The sequence below is a fragment of the Streptococcus sp. 27098_8_91 genome (assembly GCF_041432385.1).
Lineage (GTDB): Bacteria > Bacillota > Bacilli > Lactobacillales > Streptococcaceae > Streptococcus.
This window is the reverse complement of the sequence record NZ_JAPVZN010000003.1, coordinates 156,103-179,986: the sequence shown is the minus strand read 5'-3', so window position 1 is coordinate 179,986 and position 23,884 is coordinate 156,103. Positions and strand designations below refer to the sequence as shown.

The 23,884-nt window shown below is 39.0% G+C and carries 19 protein-coding genes and 2 pseudogenes; all 21 read left to right on the top strand.

The genetic code is table 11. The features are described 5' to 3' along the window. The first annotated feature begins 19 nt into the window (after window positions 1–19). Window positions 20–175 (top strand): hypothetical protein, encoded by a 156-nt coding sequence (locus O3611_RS04515; RefSeq protein ID WP_162837517.1) that lies wholly within the window; start codon window positions 20–22, stop codon window positions 173–175. Window positions 176–492: 317 nt separating this feature from the next. Then, a pseudogene (locus tag O3611_RS04510) lies at window positions 493–681 on the top strand (hypothetical protein). A gap of 24 nt (window positions 682–705) precedes the next feature. Next, entirely contained in the window at window positions 706–915 is a 210-nt protein-coding gene (locus O3611_RS04505) for a bacteriocin immunity protein (RefSeq protein WP_315640242.1), read from the top strand. Window positions 916–1,021: 106 nt separating this feature from the next. After that, a complete protein-coding gene (locus tag O3611_RS04500; RefSeq protein WP_315640244.1) occupies window positions 1,022–1,258 on the top strand; it encodes a hypothetical protein in 237 nt (78 codons plus the stop codon). Between the two features lie 341 nt (window positions 1,259–1,599). Next, window positions 1,600–3,753 (top strand): peptide cleavage/export ABC transporter ComA, encoded by a 2,154-nt coding sequence (gene comA, locus O3611_RS04495; RefSeq protein WP_371607958.1) that lies wholly within the window; start codon window positions 1,600–1,602, stop codon window positions 3,751–3,753. A gap of 12 nt (window positions 3,754–3,765) precedes the next feature. Then, window positions 3,766–5,115 (top strand): bacteriocin secretion accessory protein, encoded by a 1,350-nt coding sequence (locus O3611_RS04490; protein WP_371607957.1) that lies wholly within the window; start codon window positions 3,766–3,768, stop codon window positions 5,113–5,115. 167 nt (window positions 5,116–5,282) lie between these two features. Beyond that, window positions 5,283–5,990: a phosphoribosylaminoimidazolesuccinocarboxamide synthase gene (purC, locus tag O3611_RS04485; protein WP_371607956.1), complete on the top strand. Its 708-nt coding sequence runs from the start codon at window positions 5,283–5,285 to the stop codon at window positions 5,988–5,990. Between the two features lie 208 nt (window positions 5,991–6,198). Next, window positions 6,199–9,924: a phosphoribosylformylglycinamidine synthase gene (locus tag O3611_RS04480; protein WP_371607955.1), complete on the top strand. Its 3,726-nt coding sequence runs from the start codon at window positions 6,199–6,201 to the stop codon at window positions 9,922–9,924. Between the two features lie 161 nt (window positions 9,925–10,085). After that, window positions 10,086–11,528 carry an amidophosphoribosyltransferase gene (gene purF, locus O3611_RS04475; protein ID WP_371607954.1) on the top strand — a complete coding sequence of 481 codons (1,443 nt, stop codon included), beginning with the start codon at window positions 10,086–10,088 and terminating at the stop codon, window positions 11,526–11,528. Window positions 11,529–11,745: 217 nt separating this feature from the next. Further along, entirely contained in the window at window positions 11,746–12,768 is a 1,023-nt protein-coding gene (purM, locus tag O3611_RS04470) for a phosphoribosylformylglycinamidine cyclo-ligase (RefSeq protein ID WP_371607953.1), read from the top strand. Further along, window positions 12,768–13,322, top strand: coding sequence for a phosphoribosylglycinamide formyltransferase (purN, locus tag O3611_RS04465; RefSeq protein ID WP_248034513.1), 555 nt, complete (start codon window positions 12,768–12,770; stop codon window positions 13,320–13,322). The genes purM and purN overlap by 1 nt, the downstream gene beginning before the upstream one ends. A gap of 44 nt (window positions 13,323–13,366) precedes the next feature. Further along, window positions 13,367–13,831 carry a GNAT family N-acetyltransferase gene (locus O3611_RS04460; protein ID WP_371607952.1) on the top strand — a complete coding sequence of 155 codons (465 nt, stop codon included), beginning with the start codon at window positions 13,367–13,369 and terminating at the stop codon, window positions 13,829–13,831. 1 nt (window position 13,832) lies between these two features. Then, window positions 13,833–15,380, top strand: coding sequence for a bifunctional phosphoribosylaminoimidazolecarboxamide formyltransferase/IMP cyclohydrolase (purH, locus tag O3611_RS04455; RefSeq protein WP_371607951.1), 1,548 nt, complete (start codon window positions 13,833–13,835; stop codon window positions 15,378–15,380). A gap of 79 nt (window positions 15,381–15,459) precedes the next feature. Further along, the gene (locus tag O3611_RS04450; protein ID WP_371607950.1) at window positions 15,460–17,214 is read left to right on the top strand and encodes an AAA family ATPase; all 1,755 of its coding nucleotides are present in this window, start codon (window positions 15,460–15,462) and stop codon (window positions 17,212–17,214) included. After that, complete coding sequence (locus tag O3611_RS04445) at window positions 17,207–18,343, top strand: hypothetical protein (protein WP_371607949.1); 1,137 nt, start codon at window positions 17,207–17,209, stop codon at window positions 18,341–18,343. Before O3611_RS04450 ends, O3611_RS04445 begins: the two co-directional genes overlap by 8 nt. A 2-nt stretch (window positions 18,344–18,345) precedes the next feature. After that, window positions 18,346–18,501, top strand: a pseudogene (locus tag O3611_RS04440) (IMP cyclohydrolase); the annotation flags it as partial. A gap of 121 nt (window positions 18,502–18,622) precedes the next feature. Beyond that, window positions 18,623–19,885 carry a phosphoribosylamine--glycine ligase gene (purD, locus tag O3611_RS04435; protein WP_371607948.1) on the top strand — a complete coding sequence of 421 codons (1,263 nt, stop codon included), beginning with the start codon at window positions 18,623–18,625 and terminating at the stop codon, window positions 19,883–19,885. Window positions 19,886–20,073: 188 nt separating this feature from the next. Continuing rightward, window positions 20,074–20,565, top strand: coding sequence for a 5-(carboxyamino)imidazole ribonucleotide mutase (purE, locus tag O3611_RS04430; RefSeq protein ID WP_371607947.1), 492 nt, complete (start codon window positions 20,074–20,076; stop codon window positions 20,563–20,565). Further along, a complete protein-coding gene (gene purK, locus O3611_RS04425) occupies window positions 20,552–21,643 on the top strand; it encodes a 5-(carboxyamino)imidazole ribonucleotide synthase (RefSeq protein WP_371607946.1) in 1,092 nt (363 codons plus the stop codon). The genes purE and purK overlap by 14 nt, the downstream gene beginning before the upstream one ends. 17 nt (window positions 21,644–21,660) lie before the next feature. Further along, entirely contained in the window at window positions 21,661–22,800 is a 1,140-nt protein-coding gene (locus O3611_RS04420) for a hypothetical protein (RefSeq protein WP_371607945.1), read from the top strand. A 337-nt stretch (window positions 22,801–23,137) separates the two neighbouring features. Further along, a complete protein-coding gene (locus O3611_RS04415; RefSeq protein ID WP_371607944.1) occupies window positions 23,138–23,884 on the top strand; it encodes a hypothetical protein in 747 nt (248 codons plus the stop codon).

The window sequence follows — 23,884 nt, the reverse complement described above, 5'->3', positions numbered from 1 at the left end:
AAAAAGGAGTAGATGAAAGATGAAGAAACTGGATGAAAAATTTGCTATTATGACAGAGGAAGACTTGGCTGTAACTAAGGGAGGTTTCATTGTTACTACTTCTACAGCAGTGGCTTGGGGTGTTTTAGGAGTCGTTACCTATATGTATGGGCGTCATTTGGGAAGTAGACGTTAATTTAAAAATTTGTGGCAAATCGTAAAAGAAAATCAAGTATGAATCGCAACACTGATCTCAATACATTGTTACCATAGTTCCTTTGGTGGCAATGGGTCTCAATCTCGTACTTCATGTAATTCGTACAGGTTCGTTGTTATCCTTTGATTGGAAATGGTATTTAGTTGGATTGATTGCCTCAGGCTATTTTGGGATTTTTTGCAACGATTTGTCAAAAAATAATCCAAACTATAAATGATGAATCTGAATGAAAAGATTTTGTGCGTGTGAATGGCGGAAAAACTCTGCCATTCTTGTCAGATAAATAGGAGTCTGCTATGAAAAAATTTTTATTGGGATTTGCTGAAGGTTATTTTATCGTGTCAGTCATTATCTATATTGTAACGTATTTGATTCTGAAAAAACCGATCAATACCTTGTTTTATCTATAAGCCTATCCAATTCTGCTTGGGTTGGTTTATGTAGGATATAAGTACAAAACAAAAGAAAGTAAGATTGGAAATTGATGGAACATCAGATTGGGGTTTGAGATGAAAGTCGTTCAAGTGTTACAAAAAGCTTGGCTAGAGTTTACTGTATGCTGCAGTTCGATGGTTTATATCATTGTTAGAATAGTCGCTGATGTAAACAAAATAAATCTACCTGAATGGTTTGAAAATTTTGACATACCTACAATTTCACTATTCTTGATGGCATTTATTTTACTTTATAGAAGTGAAGAAAAATATGATAAAGGATGATAAAATGAATCTGAACTTTGTGGCTCCAGTATTAGGGCAATCTTGGGGAATATTGGGGTGTTAAGCTGATGAACTGTTGTCTGATTTTAGTTAGAAAGATATTCGTATGTTTAAAAAAGAAGTGATATTATTAGGGCTGCTTCTGCTAGTACGTATTGTACTTTCTATCATGCAAGTTTTAATGGATTTTAAACTATTGCTAGGAAAGTATAGTGTAAATTTCATGGAACTTTCAGATTTATTCTCTTATCCCCTACTTTTTTTAATCATTTACATAGCGGTAAAATATCATGCTATCCAGAAAATAAGAGGTAAAGAAGATAATCAGGATGGCAATAAATAAGACTTAAAAAATTTTTCTAACATTCCTTTTCTTATTTCTGATGAATCTTTTGCTTTTTAAAGTACTTGCTGGTCTAAGCTTTAAGGTGACAATGAGTGAAAAAACTATCTTGTACCACCCTTGTTTTCATTATATGATTGACAAAAAATTGGAAAAGGTAAGAAATATTAATCATTATATTTTCTAGGTAGGACGTTTGTTCTACCTATTTTTATTTAGGAAAAAGTGCTGTTCAGGTGCAGTTATTGTTTTTTTAGAAATAATTTTCTTTTTGCTTCTTTGTTTGTATAAAATAATCTTACAAAGTTTTCTTTGGAGATTGTTAGGAAAAGGAGTAGGATATGAAATTTGGGAAACGTCATTATCGTCCGCAGGTGGATCAGATGGACTGCGGTGTAGCTTCATTGGCCATGGTCTTTGGTTATTATGGTAGTTATTATTCTCTGGCTCACTTGCGAGAGTTGGCCAAGACGACCATGGATGGGACTACGGCTTTAGGCTTAGTCAAGGTTGCTGAGGAGATTGGTTTTGAGACGCGAGCAATAAAGGCGGACATGACCTTGTTTGATTTGCCGGATGTAACTTTTCCTTTTGTGGCTCATGTGCTTAAGGAAGGGAAAATGCTCCATTATTATGTGGTGACTGGGCAGGACAAGAACAATATTCATATTGCTGATCCAGATCCTAGTGTTAAGCTGACCAAGATTTCTCGTGAGCGCTTTGCTAAGGAGTGGACAGGGATCACTATTTTTATGGCACCATCTCCGACTTATAAGCCTCATAAGGAACAAAAAAATGGCCTTCTCTCCTTTATCCCTATATTAGTGAAACAGCGAGGTTTGATTGTTAATATCGTTTTGGCGACCCTCTTGGTAACCTTGATTAACATTGTGGGTTCTTATTATCTTCAATCAATCATTGACACTTATGTACCAGATCAGATGCGTTCAACCTTGGGCATTATCTCAATAGGGCTAGTCATCGTTTATGTTCTTCAGCAAATCTTATCTTATGCTCAGGAGTATCTCTTGATTGTTTTGGGGCAACGCTTGTCCATTGATGTGATTTTGTCTTATATCAAGCATGTTTTTCATTTGCCCATGTCCTTTTTTGCGACACGACGGACAGGGGAAATCGTGTCTCGTTTCACGGATGCAAATAGTATCATTGATGCGCTGGCTTCGACTATTCTGTCAATCTTTTTGGATGTATCTATTGTCTTGATTATTTCAGTAGTTCTATTTTCGCAGAATAGCAATCTCTTTTTCATGAGTTTACTAGCTCTTCCTATCTACACAGTGATTATCTTTGCTTTTATGAAGCCCTTTGAAAAGATGAATCGGGATACCATGGAAGCCAATGCGGTTCTGTCTTCTTCTATCATTGAGGACATCAATGGCATTGAGACCATCAAGTCTTTGACCAGTGAAAGTCAACGTTACCAAAAGATTGACAAGGAATTTGTGGATTATCTAAAAAAATCTTTTACCTACAGTCGGGCAGAAAGTCAGCAAAAGGCTCTGAAAAAGATTGCCCAGCTCTTGCTCAATGTTGGCATTCTCTGGATGGGGGCTCTCCTAGTTATGGACAATAAGATGAGTTTGGGCCAGTTGATCACCTATAATACCTTGCTTGTTTATTTTACAAATCCTTTGGAGAATATCATCAATCTGCAAACCAAACTTCAGACAGCGCAGGTAGCCAATAACCGTCTGAATGAAGTTTATCTGGTTGCATCTGAGTTTGAGGAAAAGAAAACAGTCTCAGATTTGAGCTTTCTAGAAGGAGATCTGACTTTCAAGCAGGTTCACTACAAATATGGCTATGGTCGAGATGTCTTGTCGGACATCAATCTGACTATTCCACAAGGCTCTAAAGTGGCTTTTGTGGGAATTTCAGGATCAGGTAAGACGACCTTGGCTAAGATGATGGTTAATTTTTACGATCCAAGTCAGGGGGAGATTAGCCTGGGTGGCATCAATCTCAATCAGATTGATAAAAAGGCTCTGCGCCAGTATATCAACTATCTGCCTCAGCAACCCTACGTTTTTAATGGAACGATCTTGGAGAATCTTCTCCTCGGAGCTAAGGAGGGGACGACCCAGGAGGATATCTTGAGAGCAGTGGAGTTGGCAGAGATTCGGGAGGATATTGAGCGCATGCCACTGAATTACCAGACAGAATTGACTTCGGATGGAGCGGGCATTTCAGGTGGGCAACGTCAGAGGATCGCTTTGGCGCGTGCTCTCTTGACCGATGCGCCTGTCTTGATATTGGATGAGGCGACTAGCAGTCTGGATATTTTGACAGAGAAGCGAATCGTGGATAATCTCATGGCTTTAGATAAAACCTTGATTTTCATTGCTCACCGCTTGACCATTGCTGAGCGGACAGAGAAGGTTGTTGTCTTGGATCAGGGCAAGATTGTCGAAGAAGGAAATCATGCCGATTTGCTTGCACAGGGTGGCTTTTATGCCCATTTGGTGAATAGTTAGAGAGGAGAAAAGATGCAATCAGAATTTTTAGAAAGTGCGGAGTTTTATAATCGTCGTTATCATAATTTTTCTAGTTATGTGATTTTTCCGAGTTTTATCTTGTTTTTGTTTCTGCTAGTCTTTTCAATCTTTGCACAAAAGGAGATAAGCTTGACAGCTGGGGCTACTGTCGAACCTAGTCGCATCCTTGCCAATATCCAGTCAACTAGCAACAATCGCATTATTGCCAATCATTTGGAAGAAAATAAGTTGGTCAAGAAGGGAGAACTTCTCGTTCAATACCAAGAGGGAGCAGAAGCAGTGCAGGCTGAGAATTATGCTAGTCAGTTGGAAATGCTCAAGGATCAGAAGGTTCAAATGGAGTATTTAAAAGCAAGCCTTCAAGCAGGAAGTGATCAATTTCCAGAAGCAGACAAATTTGGCTATCAGCATAGTTTTTTAGATTATCTAAATCAAGCTGCTAGTCTGCGGAGTCAGGTTGAGCAACAAAATGCTAGTATATCATCTCAAAATGCAGCAGCCAGTGGTAGTCAGGCAGAATTAGGCAATATCATTGGCGAAACCCAGTCCAAAATTAAAGAATATCAGCAAGCCAAGTCTGCCATTCAGGGTGATGGACACTTAGAGAGTGATCATCCAGCTTATGCTATTTATCAGTCTTATCAGTCAACAAAAGAGCAGGGATCGGAATCCAAACAGCAGGCCCTATCTCAAATAGATGCTCAAATCACTCAGTTGGAGTCAACTCTTGCAGGTTATCGAGTACAGTATGCAGGTTCAGGAGCCCAGCAAGCTTATGCATCTGGATTAGGAAGTCAGTTGGAGTCATTAAAATCTCATCAACTAGCCAAGGTAGGTCAGGAATTAACGCTCTTGGATCAGAAAATTCTTGAAGCGGAGTCGGGTAAAAAGATTCAAGGGAATCTTTTAGAGAAGGGGAAAATTACAGCAACAGAAGATGGTGTTCTACATTTGAATCCTGAGCATAGTCGATCTACCATCATTCCAGAAGGAACGATCCTCGCTCATCTTTTTCCGCAGTTGGCTAAAGAGAGGAAGGCAAAACTAACAGCTTATATCAGTTCTAAGGAAGTTGCTGGTCTCAAGCATGGAAATGAGGTACGATTTACAACGGTAACGGATGCCAATAAGCAGCTAGTGTTGACATCCAAGATTACCAATATCGATACCAGTGCGACTCAGACAGAAAAGGGTAATTTCTTTAAATTAGAGGCAGAGACGGATTTGAATGCTGAACAAGCAGAAAAACTTCGTTATGGACTTGAAGGTCGTTTGACTATGATTACAGGTAGGAAGAGTTTTTTACGCTACTATCTTGACCGCTTTTTGAAACGAGAATAAGGTTCGCATTCTAATTCAAATCAATCTTAGAAAATCGCAAATGAAAATTCGTTTGCGATTTTTCTGTACTTTTTCAGATATGATATCAAATATAGTTCGTGAAATATTTGATTTTTAGTATCTGTTGTGTTAGAATGATGTAAAGTAATACGAAAGGCGAACAAAAAATGTCCAGTAAACTTATTTATACGGGAAAAGCTAAAGATATCTATACTACAGAAGACGAAAATGTGATTAAGTCGGTCTACAAGGACCAGGCCACCATGCTGAATGGAGCTCGCAAAGAGACTATTGAGGGTAAAGGTATGCTGAATAATCAGATTTCGTCTCTTATTTTTGAAAAATTGAATGCTGCTGGTGTAGCTACTCACTTTATCGAACGTATTTCTGATACCGAACAACTTAACAAGAAAGTTACCATCATTCCTTTGGAGGTTGTCCTTCGTAACGTGACTGCGGGTTCTTTTTCAAAACGTTTTGGTGTGGAAGAAGGTTTGAATCTGGAAACTCCAATCGTTGAATTTTACTACAAGAACGATGATTTGGATGACCCATTCATCAATGATGAGCATGTCAAGTTCTTGAATATTGCCAACGATGAGCAAATTGCTTATATCAAGGAAGAAACGCGTCGTATCAATGAATTGCTGAAAGATTGGTTTGCACAAATTGGTCTTCGCTTGATCGATTTTAAACTGGAATTTGGTTTTGATAAGGATGGCAAGATTATCTTGGCAGATGAATTCTCACCAGATAACTGCCGCCTCTGGGATGCTGAAGGGCACCATATGGACAAGGATGTTTTCCGTAGAGATTTAGGCAGTTTAACGGATGTATATAAGGTTGTGTTGGAGAAATTGCAGGGCTTGAAATAAGTTGTTTGAAACGAAAAACCTTCGTCTTTCAAGTAAAAGGACTCAGGCTGAAAAGGTCTACTAGACCTTTTCACTCCGTAGAGATTTAGGCAGTTTAACGGATGTATATCAGGTTGTGTTAGAGAAGTTGCAAGACTTGAAATAAGTTGGTTGAAGCGGGAAACCTTCGTCTTCAATAGCCTGTTGGAATAGAAATAAAGGAACTAAAATGGATAAACGTATTTTCGTTGAGAAAAAAGCTGATTTTCGTGTGAAATCGGACTCTTTAGTAAAAGAATTACAGCATAATCTTCAGTTGAAAACTTTGAAGGATCTTCGGATTGTTCAGGTTTACGATGTTTTTGGTTTGGCAGAGGACTTGTTTGCGCGTGCGGAAAAACACATCTTCTCTGAGCAAGTGACTGATACTGTTTTGGACGAGGCTGTGGTTAAAGCTGATCTTGAGAAGTATGCTTTCTTTACCATCGAAAGTTTGCCTGGTCAATTTGACCAACGTGCGGCATCTTCACAAGAAGCTTTGCTTTTGCTTGGTAGTTCAAATGATGTAACAGTGAACACAGCGCAACTTTACTTGGTTAACAAGGATATTGATGCAAATGAGTTGGAAGCTGTCAAAAACTACCTTTTGAACCCAGTGGATTCTCGTTTCAAAGATATCACTGTTGGCATTGCGAAACAGGATTTCTCTGAGTCTGACAAGACCATTCCAAACTTGGATTTCTTTGAAAGCTATACGGCAGAAGATTTTGCCAAGTATAAGGCTGAGCAAGGCTTGGCCATGGAAGTAGATGACCTTCTTTTCATTCAAGATTACTTCAAGTCAATTGGACGTGTACCAACTGAGACTGAGTTAAAGGTTTTGGATACTTACTGGTCAGACCACTGCCGTCATACAACTTTCGAGACTGAGTTGAAAAACATCGACTTCTCAGCTTCTAAATTTGAAAAACAATTGCAAGCGACTTATGACAAGTATATTGCCATGCGTGATGAGTTGGGACGTACCGAGAAACCTCAAACCTTGATGGATATGGCCACTATTTTTGGTCGCTATGAGCGTGCCAATGGTCGTTTGGATGACATGGAAGTGTCTGATGAAATCAATGCCTGCTCAGTTGAAATTGAAGTGGATGTTAATGGTGTGAAAGAACCATGGCTTCTCATGTTCAAAAACGAAACTCATAACCACCCAACTGAAATTGAACCATTTGGTGGGGCGGCTACTTGTATCGGTGGTGCCATTCGTGACCCATTGTCAGGACGTTCATACGTTTATCAAGCCATGCGTATCTCAGGTGCTGGTGATATTACAGCGCCGATTTCAGAAACTCGTGCTGGTAAATTGCCACAACAGGTTATTTCTAAAACAGCGGCTCATGGTTATTCTTCATATGGGAACCAAATTGGTCTTGCAACAACTTATGTTCGTGAATACTTCCACCCAGGTTTCGTTGCTAAGCGTATGGAGCTAGGTGCCGTTGTCGGTGCGGCTCCTAAGGAAAATGTGATCCGTGAAAAACCTGAAGCTGGTGACGTGATTATCTTGCTCGGTGGTAAGACTGGACGTGACGGTGTCGGTGGTGCGACAGGTTCTTCTAAAGTTCAAACGGTTGAATCTGTTGAAACAGCTGGTGCTGAGGTTCAAAAAGGGAATGCCATCGAAGAACGTAAGATTCAACGTCTTTTCCGTAATGGGGATGTGACACGTCTGATCAAGAAATCAAATGACTTTGGTGCTGGTGGTGTCTGTGTGGCTATCGGTGAATTGGCTGATGGTCTTGAAATTGACCTAGACAAAGTGCCATTGAAATACCAAGGTTTGAATGGTACAGAAATTGCTATCTCTGAATCTCAGGAACGTATGGCTGTCGTGGTTCGTCCCGAAGATGTAGATGCCTTCGTGGCTGAATGTAACAAAGAAAATATTGATGCTGTTGTGGTGGCGACAGTAACTGAAAAACCAAATCTTGTCATGCACTGGAATGGTGAAACAATCGTGGACTTGGAGCGTCGTTTCCTTGATACAAACGGTGTACGTGTGGTTGTAGATGCTAAGGTGGTTGACAAGGATGTCAAGCTTCCAGAAGAACGTCAAACATCTGCTGAAACCCTTGAAGCTGATACTCTTGAAGTCTTGGCTGACCTTAACCATGCAAGTCAAAAAGGTTTACAAACCATCTTTGATAGCTCAGTTGGTCGTTCAACAGTTAACCACCCACTTGGTGGTCGCTACCAAATCACACCAACTGAAGCTTCTGTACAGAAATTGCCAGTTCAACATGGCGTGACTACAACTGCTTCTGTTATGGCGCAAGGATTCAATCCTTATGTAGCAGAATGGTCTCCATACCATGGTGCTGCTTATGCGGTTATCGAAGCAAGCGCTCGTTTGGTTGCTGCTGGTGCCAACTGGTCTAAGGCTCGTTTCTCTTATCAAGAATACTTCGAGCGTATGGATAAACAAGCAGAGCGTTTTGGTCAACCAGTAGCTGCTCTCCTTGGATCCATTGAAGCTCAGATTCAACTTGGTTTGCCATCTATCGGTGGTAAAGACTCTATGTCTGGTACCTTTGAAGAATTGACCGTACCACCAACCTTGGTTGCTTTTGGGGTAACAACTGCAGATAGCCGTAAGGTTCTTTCTCCAGAATTTAAGGCTGTTGGTGAAAATATTTACTATATTCCAGGTCAAGCTTTGGCACAAGAAATTGATTTTGATCTTATCAAGTCTAACTTTGCTCAATTTGAAGCAATTCAAGCTGACCATAAAGTCACATCTGCATTAGCTGTCAAATATGGTGGTGTGGTTGAAGCTCTTGCCCTTGCAACATTTGGTAACCATATTGGTGCAAACGTCGAATTAGCAGACCTTGACACTAGCTTGACAGCTCAATTGGGTGGATTCGTCTTCACATCGCCTGAAGACATTGCAGGTGTTGCCAAGATTGGACAAACAGTAGCTGACTTTACACTTTCTGTCAATGATGTAACGCTTGATGGACACAAGCTTGACAGTGCCTTCCAAGGTAAATTGGAAGAGGTCTACCCAACGGAATTTGCACAAGCAACTGAGTTGGAAGAAGTACCTGCGGTGGCATCAGATGCTGTGATCAAAGCTAAAGAAACAGTTGAGACACCAGTGGTTTACATCCCAGTGTTCCCAGGTACTAACTCTGAGTACGATTCAGCTAAGGCCTTTGAAAAAGAAGGTGCAAAAGTCAACTTGGTACCATTTGTAACACTTAATGAAGAGGCTATTGTCAAGTCTGTTGACACCATGGTTGACAATATCGAAAAAGCTAACATTATCTTCTTTGCAGGTGGCTTCTCAGCTGCGGATGAACCAGATGGATCAGCTAAATTTATCGTGAACATCTTGCTCAATGAAAAAGTGCGTGCAGCTATCGATAGCTTCATCGAAGGTGGTGGTTTGATTATCGGTATCTGTAACGGATTCCAAGCTCTTGTCAAATCAGGTCTTCTTCCATACGGTAACTTTGAAGATGCAAGCAGTACGAGTCCAACCCTCTTCTACAATGATGCCAACCAACACGTGGCTAAGATGGTTGAGACACGTATTGCCAACACCAACTCACCATGGCTTGCCGGAGTTGAGGTTGGTGACATCCATGCCATCCCAGTATCACACGGTGAAGGTAAATTTGTCATGACAGCTGAGGAATTTGCAGAGCTTCGTGACAATGGTCAAATCTTTAGCCAATATGTTGACTTCGAAGGCCAACCAAGCATGGATTCAAAATACAATCCTAACGGATCTGTGAATGCGATTGAAGGTATCACCAGTAAGAACGGTCAAATTATTGGTAAGATGGGTCACTCAGAACGTTTCGAAGACGGTCTCTTCCAAAATATTCCAGGAAATAAAGACCAACACCTCTTTGCATCAGCGGTTAAATACTTTACTGGAAAATAAGATTTGCAGATTTTCTAATAGATAGTATCAATAATGTAAAAGTCATGTAGGTCTAGCTCATGATGATTGCAAATGTTTTGTTTTGCGAGTGAAGCGAGCTTCTACCGTATCATTCCGCTCTACTGAAGGAATGATACACAAATAAAAATTAGGTATATAAAATGAAATACGAAGTAAAATCTCTTAATGAAGAATGTGGTGTTTTTGGTATCTGGGGTCACCCAGACGCTGCCAAATTGACCTATTTTGGACTCCATAGTCTTCAGCACCGTGGTCAGGAGGGGGCAGGAATCCTCTCCAATGACCAAGGGAAATTGAAGCGTCATCGTGATATGGGGCTTTTATCAGAAGTCTTCAAAAATCCTGCGAATTTGGATAAATTGACAGGAACTGGAGCGATTGGGCACGTGCGTTATGCGACTGCGGGAGAAGCTTCTGTAGACAATATCCAACCTTTCCTCTTCCGCTTTCACGATATGCAGTTTGGTTTGGCTCATAATGGGAATCTGACCAATGCAGAATCGCTCAAGCAAGAATTGGAACAAAGAGGAGCGATTTTCAGCTCAACCTCTGACTCAGAAATCTTGGCTCACCTTATTCGCCGTAGCCACAATCCAAACCTGATGGGTAAAATCAAGGAAGCACTCAGTCTTGTTAAAGGTGGTTTTGCTTATCTCTTGATGTTTGAAGATAAGTTAATTGCAGCGCTTGACCCAAATGGCTTCCGACCTCTGTCAATCGGGAAAATGGCTAATGGAGCAGTAGTGGTTTCATCTGAAACCTGTGCCTTTGAAGTAATCGGTGCTGAGTGGATTCGCGACGTAAAACCAGGCGAGATTGTCATTATTGATGACAATGGCATCCAGTATGACAGCTATACAAATGATACTCAACTGGCTATCTGTTCCATGGAGTATATCTACTTTGCCCGTCCTGACTCCAATATCCATGGTGTCAATGTCCATACGGCTCGTAAGCGAATGGGAGCTCAATTAGCACGTGAGTTCAAGCATGAAGCTGACATTGTGGTCGGTGTGCCAAACTCCTCACTCAGTGCAGCGATGGGCTTTGCCGAAGAATCAGGTCTGCCAAATGAAATGGGTCTTATCAAGAACCAATATACACAACGGACATTTATCCAACCGACTCAAGAATTGCGCGAGCAAGGGGTTCGGATGAAATTGTCTGCCGTTTCTGGTGTCGTTAAAGGCAAACGTGTGGTCATGATTGATGACTCTATCGTGCGAGGAACAACATCTCGTCGTATTGTCCAACTCTTGAAAGAAGCGGGGGCATCAGAAGTTCACGTTGCCATCGGTAGCCCTGCTCTTGCCTATCCTTGTTTCTACGGGATTGATATCCAGACACGTCAGGAGTTGATTGCGGCCAATCATACCGTTGAGGAAACTTGCCAAATCATTGGTGCGGATAGCCTGACTTATCTTTCGATTGATGGCTTGATTGACTCTATTGGGATTGAAACAGATGCGCCAAATGGCGGTCTCTGTGTGGCTTACTTTGATGGGAAATATCCAACTCCTCTCTATGATTATGAAGAAGAATATCGTAGAAGTTTAGAAGAAAAAACGAGTTTTTACAAATAAAATTCCCCATTGGAGGAAAGGAAAAGGAATAAACAAATGACAAATAAGAATGCATACGCTCCACGTCTCACTACTGACTAAAAGCTAAAGCATTTGTCAGTAGACGCTTTCTCCTATGGGACCAAAGCTAGAGACCTGACTAGTATTTTTAGATAAAATAATCGTTTATCTAAAAATACGTCGTAGTCTTTCTCAAAAAAGAAAAGGAATGAATAAAATGACAAATAAAAATGCTTATGCGCAATCGGGTGTGGACGTTGAAGCGGGTTATGAAGTTGTTGAACGGATCAAAAAACACGTGGCTCGTACAGAACGCGCAGGTGTTATGGGAGCTCTGGGTGGTTTCGGTGGCATGTTTGATCTTTCAAAGACAGGTGTCAAAGAACCTGTTTTGATCTCAGGGACGGACGGTGTCGGAACCAAACTTATGCTGGCTATCAAGTACGACAAGCATGATACCATTGGTCAGGACTGTGTGGCCATGTGTGTCAACGATATCATCGCTGCAGGTGCAGAGCCTCTTTACTTCTTGGACTATATCGCAACTGGTAAAAATGAACCAGCTAAACTAGAACAAGTTGTTGCTGGTGTGGCTGAAGGTTGTGTGCAAGCTGGTGCAGCCCTTATCGGTGGTGAAACGGCTGAAATGCCTGGTATGTACGGTGAAGATGACTATGACTTGGCTGGTTTTGCTGTTGGTGTTGCAGAAAAATCTCAAATCATCGACGGTTCAAAAGTAGCTGACGGAGATGTGATTCTTGGACTTGCCTCAAGCGGAATACATTCAAATGGTTACTCACTTGTTCGTCGTGTCTTTGCTGATTACACAGGGGAAGAAGTTCTCCCAGAGTTGGAAGGTAGAAAACTTAAGGACGTCCTTTTGGAACCAACTCGTATCTATGTCAAAGCAGCTTTGCCACTCATCAAAGAAGAATTGGTTAACGGTATTGCCCACATCACAGGTGGTGGTTTCATTGAAAATGTACCACGTATGTTCGCGGATGACTTGGCTGCTGAAATTGATGAAAGCAAGGTTCCAGTTCTTCCAATTTTCAAAGCTCTTGAAAAATATGGCCAAATCAAACACGAAGAAATGTTTGAAATCTTCAACATGGGGATTGGTCTCATGCTTGCAGTAAAACCAGAAAATGTGGAACGTGTCAAAGAACTTCTCGACGAACCTGTCTATGAAATCGGTCGGATTGTCAAGAAGACAGATGCAAGTGTGGTGATTAAATAATGGCTAAAAAGATTGCTGTTTTTGCCTCTGGCAACGGCTCAAACTTTCAGGTGATTGCAGAACAATTTCCAGTAGAATTTGTCTTTTCAGATCACCGGGATGCCTATGTCTTAGAACGTGCCGAAAAGCTTGGTGTTTTATCTTATGCCTTCGAACTCAAAGAGTTTGAGAACAAGGCAGACTATGAAGGTGCCATCGTCGAACTCTTGGATGAACACCAGATTGACTTGGTTTGTCTGGCAGGCTATATGAAAATCGTCGGCCCCACCTTACTAGCAGCTTATGAAGGCCGTATCATCAATATTCATCCAGCTTATCTCCCTGAATTTCCAGGAGCTCATGGTATTGAGGATGCTTGGAATGCAGGCGTTGACCAGTCTGGCGTGACTATTCATTGGGTGGACTCTGGTGTCGATACCGGTAAGGTCATCAAACAAGTCCGTGTGCCACGTCTTGAAGGGGATACCCTTGATACTTTCGAGACTCGAATCCACGAAACAGAGTACAAACTTTATCCAGAAGTCTTGGATAGTTTGGGAGTGGGGAGTAGATAAGAAGTAAATCAAGTTTTGATTTTGCAATATTGCTAGGAGAAAAAATGATTGAGATAAAATTAGTAGATGAGAACAGTTTTCAGGCAGTGCTGGATTTGAAAATATCTGAAGCTGATGAACGAGCACGTTTCGTGGCTCCAAATGTACGCTCTTTAGCTGACGCATGGCTCTACCGAGAGAATGGGGATGTGTTTCCAATGGCAATCTATTGGAATAAGCTTGTAGTTGGTTTTCTCCTGTTGGAAATAGATAAGGATGAAGCGGAATACTTTATCTGGAGGATAATGATTGGCCAGCAGTACCAAGGAATAGGTTATGGACGAAAAGCCTTGGAAGTTTTGATCAAAAAGGCTCAGATGGATAGAGCTTGCAATCATATTATCGCAGATTATGTAGTTGGAAATGAAAAAATGAAGTACCTGCTGACTAGTTTGGGTTTTCAGGAAACAGGATTTATAGAAGAAAATAACGAAGTCGCTATGCGGTTGGATCTAAAGAAAGAGGAATAGAATGACTAAACGTGCACTAATTAGTGTCTCAGATAAAGCGGGCATTGTAGAATTTGTCCAAGAACTCAAAAAACTCGGTTGGGATATTATCTCAACAGGTGGTACCAAAGTTGCCCTTGACAATGCTGGGGTGGACACCATTGCTATCGATGATGTGACTGGTTTCCCAGAAATGATGGATGGTCGTGTCAAGACTCTCCACCCAAATATCCACGGAGGTCTCCTCGCTCGTCGTGACTTGGATAGCCACCTAGAGGCTGCTAAGGACAATAAGATTGAGTTGATCGACCTTGTTGTGGTCAACCTTTATCCATTTAAGGAAACGATTCTTAAACCAGACGTGACTTACGCTGACGCAGTTGAAAACATCGATATCGGTGGTCCATCCATGCTTCGTTCTGCAGCAAAGAACCACGCTAGCGTCACAGTTGTGGTAGATCCTGCTGACTATGCGGTTGTTTTGGACGAATTGGCAGCAAACGGCGAAACATCTTACGAAACTCGCCAACGTTTGGCAGCAAAAGTATTCCGTCACACAGCAGCCTATGATGCCTTGATTGCAGAATACTTCACTGCTCAAGTGGGTGAAGAAAAACCTGAAAAACTCACATTGACTTATGACCTTAAGCAACCAATGCGTTACGGTGAAAATCCTCAACAAGATGCAGACTTCTACCAAAAGGGTTTGCCAACTGCTTACTCAATTGCTTCAGCGAAGCAGCTTAACGGTAAAGAATTGTCCTTCAACAATATCCGTGATGCTGATGCCGCTATCCGTATCATCCGTGACTTCAAAGATCGTCCAACTGTTGTGGCTCTCAAACATATGAACCCATGTGGGATTGGTCAAGCTGACGATATCGAAACTGCTTGGGATTACGCTTATGAGTCTGATCCAGTGTCTATCTTTGGTGGTATTGTCGTTCTCAACCGTGAAGTAGATGCTGCGACAGCTGAGAAGATGCACGGCGTTTTCCTTGAAATCATCATCGCACCAAGCTATACGGATGAAGCGCTAGCTATTTTGACCAACAAAAAGAAAAACTTGCGGATCCTTGCCTTGCCATTTGATGCTCAAGACGCTAGCGAAGTAGAAGCAGAATACACTGGTGTTGTTGGTGGTCTCCTCGTTCAAAACCAAGACGTGGTCAAAGAAAGCCCAGCTGACTGGCAAGTGGTGACTAAACGCCAACCAACTGAGACAGAAGCGACAGCTCTTGAGTTTGCTTGGAAGGCTATCAAGTATGTCAAATCAAATGGTATCATCGTGACCAATGATCACATGACACTTGGTGTTGGCCCTGGGCAAACCAATCGCGTGGCTTCAGTTCGTATTGCTATTGACCAAGCTAAAGACCGTCTTGACGGCGCTGTTCTTGCTTCAGATGCCTTCTTCCCATTTGCGGATAACGTGGAAGAAATCGCCAAAGCAGGTATCAAAGCTATCATCCAGCCTGGAGGCTCTGTCCGTGACCAAGAATCCATCGAAGCTGCTGATAAATACGGCTTGACCATGGTCTTCACAGGAGTGAGACATTTTAGACATTAATATATAATTAATTCCATCAGTTATGATGGAATTTTGCTATAATATAGACAAAAGAATAAGAGATATTAAAGGTGTTATGATGGCTGAGTTAGTGTATACATATATAGAAAAAATGGATATTGGTATTAAAAACAGTGAGATATTTTTTTCGGAGGAACATAAGTTTAGCATGAAAGAAAGAACTTTGTTTTATACAGAGAATAAAAACAAAAGGTTTTTTGGTGAAAAAATATCTAACTTGTCATTAATTGTTGGAAAAAATGGTATAGGTAAAAGTAGTTTATTGGATTTAATTTCTTTTTCGAATAAAAATATCAATTTACGAAGAGGAGGAAATAGTTACGTTAATATTTTTCATATTAAAGATAATATTTTTTTTATTGAGGGAAGTTCAAGTTTAATTAATCAAATAAATAATCTGAAATCGAATGAAGGTTTATTTATGATTATTGGGAACAATAAGTTTGTGCCATATGATAATAAAGTAGATATTGAATTGCAAATATCCTTAGTAAGATCTAGCCCGATTGTAAGTTGGTTTAGCAGAGATTTACATAGATATTTTAATTCAAATAAGAGTCCTATAGTAAGGAATGTAAAACGTGTATCATCTGCTGAGAATGTATTTCGATTTATAGTAGAAGCTAAAAATAGCAATGTCACAGAGAAACAAATATTCTTAAGGGTTAATCAAAAACAGTTTTATTCTACCAATAGTCCAGCAATATTAGATAAGATTTATGGTAATAACAGAATTACGAATATTGAAAATGAGTTAGCAGAAAGTTTGAAAAGGAAACTAAGATTGGGAGAAGGAGAGGATGCAGTAAGTTTTAATAGTCGAACAGTTCAAAACAACTTTTTTAGAGAACATAAGGAATATTTTTTTATAGTTCAGTTTTTAGAAAAATATTTATTGTATCTTATAGAATTTCTCGAAAAAAAAGGGGAATCCAGAAATAAAATCTATTCTATTATTAAAGATAAAATAAGTCATTCAGAATTTATTGAAATCAATCCGACAAATTTATTATATTTGTTGGATAAAAATTATTCAGAGAAATTTTTAATTTATAAAATAGATATTTTAAAAAACATAGTAAATGATTTAAGAGGTTGGAGTGAGAGGATAAAATATTTTGAAGGAAAAAGTGATAGAGATACTCCGTTTATTGAGCGTGAAGATTTAAATACTCTTATTTCTAACTTTAAGAATTCGGGGGAGTATGGATATTTCCAAGGGGGCTCTTATAAAATTGAGGTATCTAGTTCTTCTTTGAAGAACAAAGATATAAATTTTAAATTTATTGAATTACTTATGGTAGAATTTTCGGATTTATTCTCAGTTCAATTTGAAAATCTAAGCGACGGAGAGATTGTCTATTTTAACACGTTTTCTTCAATATTCATGGAAATAAGGAAAGCGAATAAAGATGGAAGAGATTGTGTGCTAGTATTAGATGAACCTGATTTGAACCTTCATCCAGAGTGGTGTAGAAGGTTTATTGATGATTGTATCACTCTTGTTAATAACTATTCAGATGTGAATGTCCAATTTATTATAGCGACGCATTCGCCATATATGATTTCAGATGTTCCCAAAGAAAACGTTTTTTCTCTGGAAGTGAAAGAGAAGATGGTAGAAATCAAAAGAGCAGAAAAAACTTTTGCCGCAAATATTATTGATATACTGTCAGATACTTTCTTCTTGGACTACTCAATCGGAGAATTTGCTAGAAAAAAATTATTAAAACGTGATAAAGAGATTTATCAATATATTGATGATCCAGTTTTGAAGATACTAATTGAAAGAAGTATAGAAGATAGTGATTAAATTAGAATTACCTCAGGAACCACAAATAAAAGAAATTAATGCATGTTTCGAAAATTACTACAAGAGTTTATTAGAAAAATTATCTACGGGAGGAAATACGTATAGAATAATTCCAGAAATTTTGAAATTATGTGGCAATATGAATAATTTTAAATTATTGATAACTGATGAATGGTTTAATATAAAAAACAAATCAGACAGTTTATTGTTTGAGTATTATTTAGTAGGTAGATTTTATTTGGAGCTAAAAAAAATGAAAGCTTCGGATGAAAAGAAATATAGAATAGAGTGGGTTTCTAATATTCTGCAATGTACAACTCACTATCCCAAAATGGAAGAATTAATTGATTGTAATTATCTCTACTATAGGACTGCTAATTTTTCTAATTTTAAAAAAGAAAATAATAAGGTTTTTAGTAAATTTATAGAATTGAATGAAAAACTCGAAAAATTTTTAAATTATAAGCAGTTTAGAAAATTATATAGAGTAAGATTATGGGGGTTATACAGCTGCGAGGTTTGTCCGTATTGTAATTCAAACTCTATTGTTAACCATAGAAAATTTACGACGGCAGATATAGAGCATTTTTACCCTCAATCAATCTTTTCTCTATTTTGTGTATCAAAATTCAATTTAGTTCCATCTTGTAAAGATTGTAATCAACAGTTTAAAGGGTCAAAATACTTTCACTATAACCCTCGTTATTATGGGCTTGATGAATATTTTAAATTTAATTTTTCTGTCAATGCCTCTTTTGAGCAGACAATTGATAATTACTTATCACATTCTAGAGATATTGAAAAGGATAATATTATTTTAACAACAACATTATACACTAAAGATAAGTATGTTAAAAAAACATTATCAGATTTAGCTATTGAGATTCGATATAATGCTTTAACTAGTAATCTAGATGCTGTATTTGATTTCATACAGCACACTAGAAAGCTTAGAAATGGATCATTAAAACATTTAAAAGAGTTTGAAGATGAAGAAGGTATTTTTCGCTTACTTTTTTCATTAGATAGAGAAGTTTATAGGAATCGAAAATTTATGAATGTACAAAAGGGAAAATTTAAAGCAGATATAATTGATATGTTTCAGGATTACATAGGAGAGCTTTTGTAGATTTTGTTTTTGTTGATAAAGTGAAAGTAATCTTTAAAACCGGCATCAAGGCCATCATCCAGCCAGGGGGGTCAGTCCGTGACCAAGAGTCTATCGAAGCTGCTGATAAATACGGCTTGACCATGGTCTTTACAGGCGTGAGACATTTTAGACATTAAGAAAATAAAAGGGAAGAAAACAGTTTCTTTCCTTTTTTTACTTTAAAAGCGAAACGAAACAAGATTAAAACGAACGTTTATGATATAATGTTAGTAAATAATTCGCAAAAGAGGTTAAGAGATGAAACTGTTAGTTGTCGGCTCGGGTGGTCGTGAACATGCCATTGCTAAGAAGTTACTTGAGTCAAAAGACGTTGAAAAAGTCTTTGTAGCTCCTGGAAATGACGGGATGACTCTGGATGGTCTGGAATTGGTGGGTATCTCTATTTCCGAACATTCTAAATTGATTGAGTTTGCAAAAGTCAATGATATCGCTTGGACCTTTATCGGGCCAGATGATGCCCTTGCGGCTGGTATCGTGGATGATTTTAATAAAGCTGGTCTCAAGGCTTTTGGTCCGACTAGATTGGCAGCGGAGTTGGAGTGGTCTAAGGATTTTGCTAAGGAAATCATGGTCAAGTACGGCGTTCCGACAGCAGCCTATGGAACCTTCTCAGATTTCGAGGAAGCCAAGGCCTATATCGAAGAGAAAGGCGCTCCAATCGTAGTCAAAGCAGATGGGTTGGCGCTTGGGAAAGGTGTCGTCGTTGCTGAGACAGTCGAGCAAGCAGTAGAAGCCGCTCACGAGATGCTTTTGGACAATAAATTCGGAGACTCAGGTGCGCGTGTGGTTATCGAGGAATTCCTTGACGGGGAGGAGTTCTCACTCTTTGCCTTTGTCAATGGTGACAAGTTCTATATCATGCCAACAGCTCAGGACCACAAACGTGCCTATGATGGCGACAAGGGGCCTAACACTGGTGGGATGGGTGCCTATGCGCCAGTTCCTCACTTGTCACAGAGCGTGGTTGACACAGCGGTTGACACCATTGTCAAGCCAGTCCTCGAAGGCATGATTAAAGAAGGTCGTCCTTATCTTGGTGTACTTTATGCCGGTCTTATCTTGACAGCTGATGGGCCCAAAGTCATCGAGTTCAACGCTCGTTTTGGAGATCCTGAAACGCAAATCATCTTGCCTCGTTTGACATCTGATTTTGCGCAAAATATCACGGATATTTTGGATGGCCAAGAGCCGGCCATCACTTGGACGGACAAGGGTGTGACACTAGGTGTGGTTGTAGCATCAAACGGCTACCCACTCGCTTATGAGAAAGGTGCCAAGCTTCCTACCAAGACAGAAGGCGACATCATCACTTACTATGCCGGAGCTAAATTTGCTGAAAATGGGCAAGACCTTCTTTCAAACGGAGGCCGTGTTTACATGCTGGTTACCACGGCTGATACCGTCAAAGACGGCCAAAACATTATCTACAAGGAACTCAACAAACAAAACACAGAAGGCCTCTTTTACCGAACAGATATTGGAAGTAAGGCAATTAAGTAAAGATATAAGAATATGCGACGAAGTCGCCAAACCCGATAATGGTCGCCGTGGTGAAAAGACCAGAACAGTATCTGTTCTGGTCGGAGAAACTTTGAGACCTTAGGCTCAAAGTTTAGGAATGAAACCGAAGGTTTGCTTCCGTCCCCACCACCTAAGACCATTATCAAAAAAGAAAAAAAGGAAAAATTATGACTAAACCAATTATTTCCATCATCATGGGCTCAAAATCCGACTGGGCAACCATGCAAAAAACCGCAGAAGTCCTAGACCGCTTCGGTGTAGCCTACGAAAAGAAAGTTGTCTCTGCCCACCGCACACCTGACCTTATGTTCAAACATGCGGAGGAAGCCCGTAGCCGTGGCATCAAGGTTATCATAGCAGGTGCGGGTGGTGCTGCTCACTTGCCAGGCATGGTCGCTGCTAAAACTACACTTCCAGTCATCGGGGTACCCGTCAAGTCTCGTGCTCTTAGCGGTGTGGATTCACTCTATTCAATCGTTCAGATGCCAGGTGGAGTACCAGTCGCAACTATGGCGATTGGTGAAGCAGGGGCGACAAACGCTGCTCTCTTTGCCCTTCGTCTCCTTTCAGTAGAGGATCAGGCTATTGCAATAGCGTTAGCAGATTTTGCAGAAGAACAAGGAAAAATCGCAGAGGAGTCTAGTAATGAGCTCATCTAAAACAATCGGAATTATCGGTGGCGGTCAGCTGGGTCAGATGATGGCCATTTCTGCTATCTACATGGGGCACAAGGTCATCGCGCTGGATCCTGCGGCAGATTGCCCAGCCTCTCGCGTTGCAGAAATTATCGTGGCGCCTTATAATGATGTGGATGCCCTTCGTCAGTTGGCAGAGCGCTGTGATGTTCTCACTTATGAATTCGAAAATGTCGATGCTGACGGTTTGGATGCGGTTATCAAAGAAGGTCAGCTTCCTCAAGGAACCGACCTGCTCCGCATTTCCCAAAATCGCATTTTTGAAAAGGACTTTCTTTCAAACAAGGCCAAAGTCACCGTTGCACCTTACAAGGTTGTGACCTCAAGTCAAGACTTGGCAGATATCGACCTATCGAAAAACTATGTCCTCAAGACGGCGACCGGTGGCTACGATGGGCATGGACAAAAAGTTATTCGCTCAGAAGCAGACTTGGAAGAAGCTTCTGCACTAGCAGATTCAGCAGACTGCGTCTTGGAAGAATTTGTCAACTTTGACCTGGAGATTTCTGTCATCGTGTCTGGAAATGGCAAGGACGTGACAGTCTTCCCAGTTCAGGAAAATATCCACCGCAACAACATTCTTTCAAAAACCATTGTGCCTGCTCGCATTTCAGAAAGTCTAGCTGAAAAAGCCAAGGTCATGGCAGTACGAATAGCAGAACAACTAAACCTTTCTGGAACCCTCTGCGTGGAAATGTTTGCGACAGCTGATGACATCATTGTCAACGAAATAGCGCCACGTCCACACAATTCAGGCCATTACTCGATTGAAGCTTGTGACTTCTCCCAGTTTGATACTCATATCTTGGGCGTTCTCGGAGCACTACTCCCAGCAATTCACCTTCATGCTCCTGCTGTTATGCTCAATGTTCTCGGCCAACACGTCGAGGCTGCTGAAAAATATGTCACAGAAAATCCAAGCGCCCACCTCCACATGTATGGTAAAATAGAAGCGAAGCACAACCGCAAGATGGGACATGTGACTTTGTTTAGTGATACGCCAGATAGTGTGGATGAGTTTGGGAAAGAGATAGATTTTTAAGAGGTGAGTTTGAAAAAGTGTTCTTAAATTTTAAAAAATTTTTAAGTTTATGTAGTATTGGAGTATTTTTATTAGCAGTATGTTCAAATAACAAAACTTTATTATTAATATCCTGCATATTACTTTTCTTCATTTCTAGATATTATTATATTAAAGGAGACAACCCGTTTAACAATATAAAGAATTTAATTAAAGAAGTAAGGGATAAAAATTATTTTTACATTTTAGATGAATCTATGAAAACAGATATTGAAAAAAGAAGAATTATAGATAAACGTTTATTCGAATTTTCGTCTTTTATTATCATGCTAATAATGAGTGTGTTTGCATTAATTCTTATTTTTTTTTCAAATGAAGTTGTTATATTCGTTATAAGGATAATAAGCTACATTTTATTTTTTGTAGATTTGATGATATATTTGTTGAGATATAGGTACTACTGGGTTAGCTTCCAATATTACTTAATTCCAATAACAGTTTCAATATTAATACTTAATTCCTTTGAGGATATTCAAAAGTTTAGTGTAATTTTATTTTACTTTTTTTTAGTGCTTATTTGTTACCTTGCTCTAACAATTGTTTTACCTCTCCCCTACCTAAGAAAAGTTTCGAAAAGCACATTTTTTGTGGGAGTTATCTTATCGGTTACTATTCCAATAATCATTAATAATTTTTTAAATCCATATATGGTGGATGCAATAAAAAAGTGTATCCAAATTGTTGTAACTCCAGAAATGATAGAACAAATTGGATTACCTAAGGAAATAAATGAATACTTTAGCAATAAACAATTAGCTGATATTATTAGTCAATATAGAGAGATTGTTGTAGATGTAAAATTGGATGCTGAAAAAGAGGTGTTTACAACCATCGGAAATATGTGTATTTCATCTTATACTTTAGGAACATTAATAATAAATTATAAGATAAAGCTCGGAGAATATATTGCAAAAGAAAAGTATAGACAGCTAAGTAAATATACTGGAGTAGATTTGTATAAGGAGATTCGCGATTGTGTATTTTATGGTGGTGAAAACTATAAAGATAAAATAATGGAAAATAGAAATTACGCAGAATTAGTTCAAATAAATGAATTAAATAAAGATATCCCCAATCAAAATGTTCCAAATCCCTTTTTTTTAAGAATGTTACTATAATTACATTTATGAAAATGTAAAAACGGAGTTTGAAGAGCTGATTACTCAATACTCTGAAAACCATTTAGCTTAGCGATTTATGATTTGTCGTTGGATGTCTATCTCGACATTTTATCGCACTATCCGTCTGTATGGATTGGGAAAGAGGAGTTTGAATAGTGAATTAAGTTTTGATTATATCTTTCTTATCTGAGGACGAATATGTCTGTTATAAATATTGAAATAAGTAATATAAGAATAAATCAATTATTGAAAGTGAGTGATAATTAGAATGAATGAGTTTAGTCAGTTTATTCCACAAAACATAGTAACTAAATTTAAACAATTCGAAGCTAAGATGAAAGATAATCTTCAAGAGTATGTAATGTTAAACAAAGCAATGAGGGGGTATAATCTTGAGGATATTCCTTATCCGAGTATATATTCTGGTGAGTTAATTTATTCTAAGGCGGCATTTTATTCTGGCAAGAAATCTCATTTTATAGATTTTAAAAATACAAAGCTTCACTTTATTGAAGCCATCACAATGTTTGAGAGTTATATTAACTATTTAGCTGAAATTAATTTTAATAATTTCCCTAGGAAATTAGGCGAGTCACCTTTGGACTCCTCAAAGTTAATGAACTTAATCTATGAGTACGATCGTTCTGAGGATATTATCGAAAAAATTATTGAAGAAAAAGTTCGATCAATTTTTTATGGTAATCCTAAAAATATTTTTTTAAAGGATCCATGTAAGTTGGAATTAAAAAATTATTTTAATGATAATTATAGAGAAGAAATTACATATTTTTCGAATATAATTGCTAGAAGAAATGCCATAATCCACAATAATTCACGAGTGGATACAAAATTTTTAAAAGAATGTAAAAATTCAAATTATAATATAAATGAAAAAATTATTATAAGCGAAGAGTATTTATTGGCGACAATCTCCCTTCTTGTTGGTTTAGCTGGGGAAGTTACATCATTATATTTAGAAAATGTTTATAAATTTTCTCCGAGAAAAACTTCGATTCTATATGATAGTACAAAAAAATTTAGAACTCTATGTAGAATAGGTGATTTGTTAAAGGTTTTATAG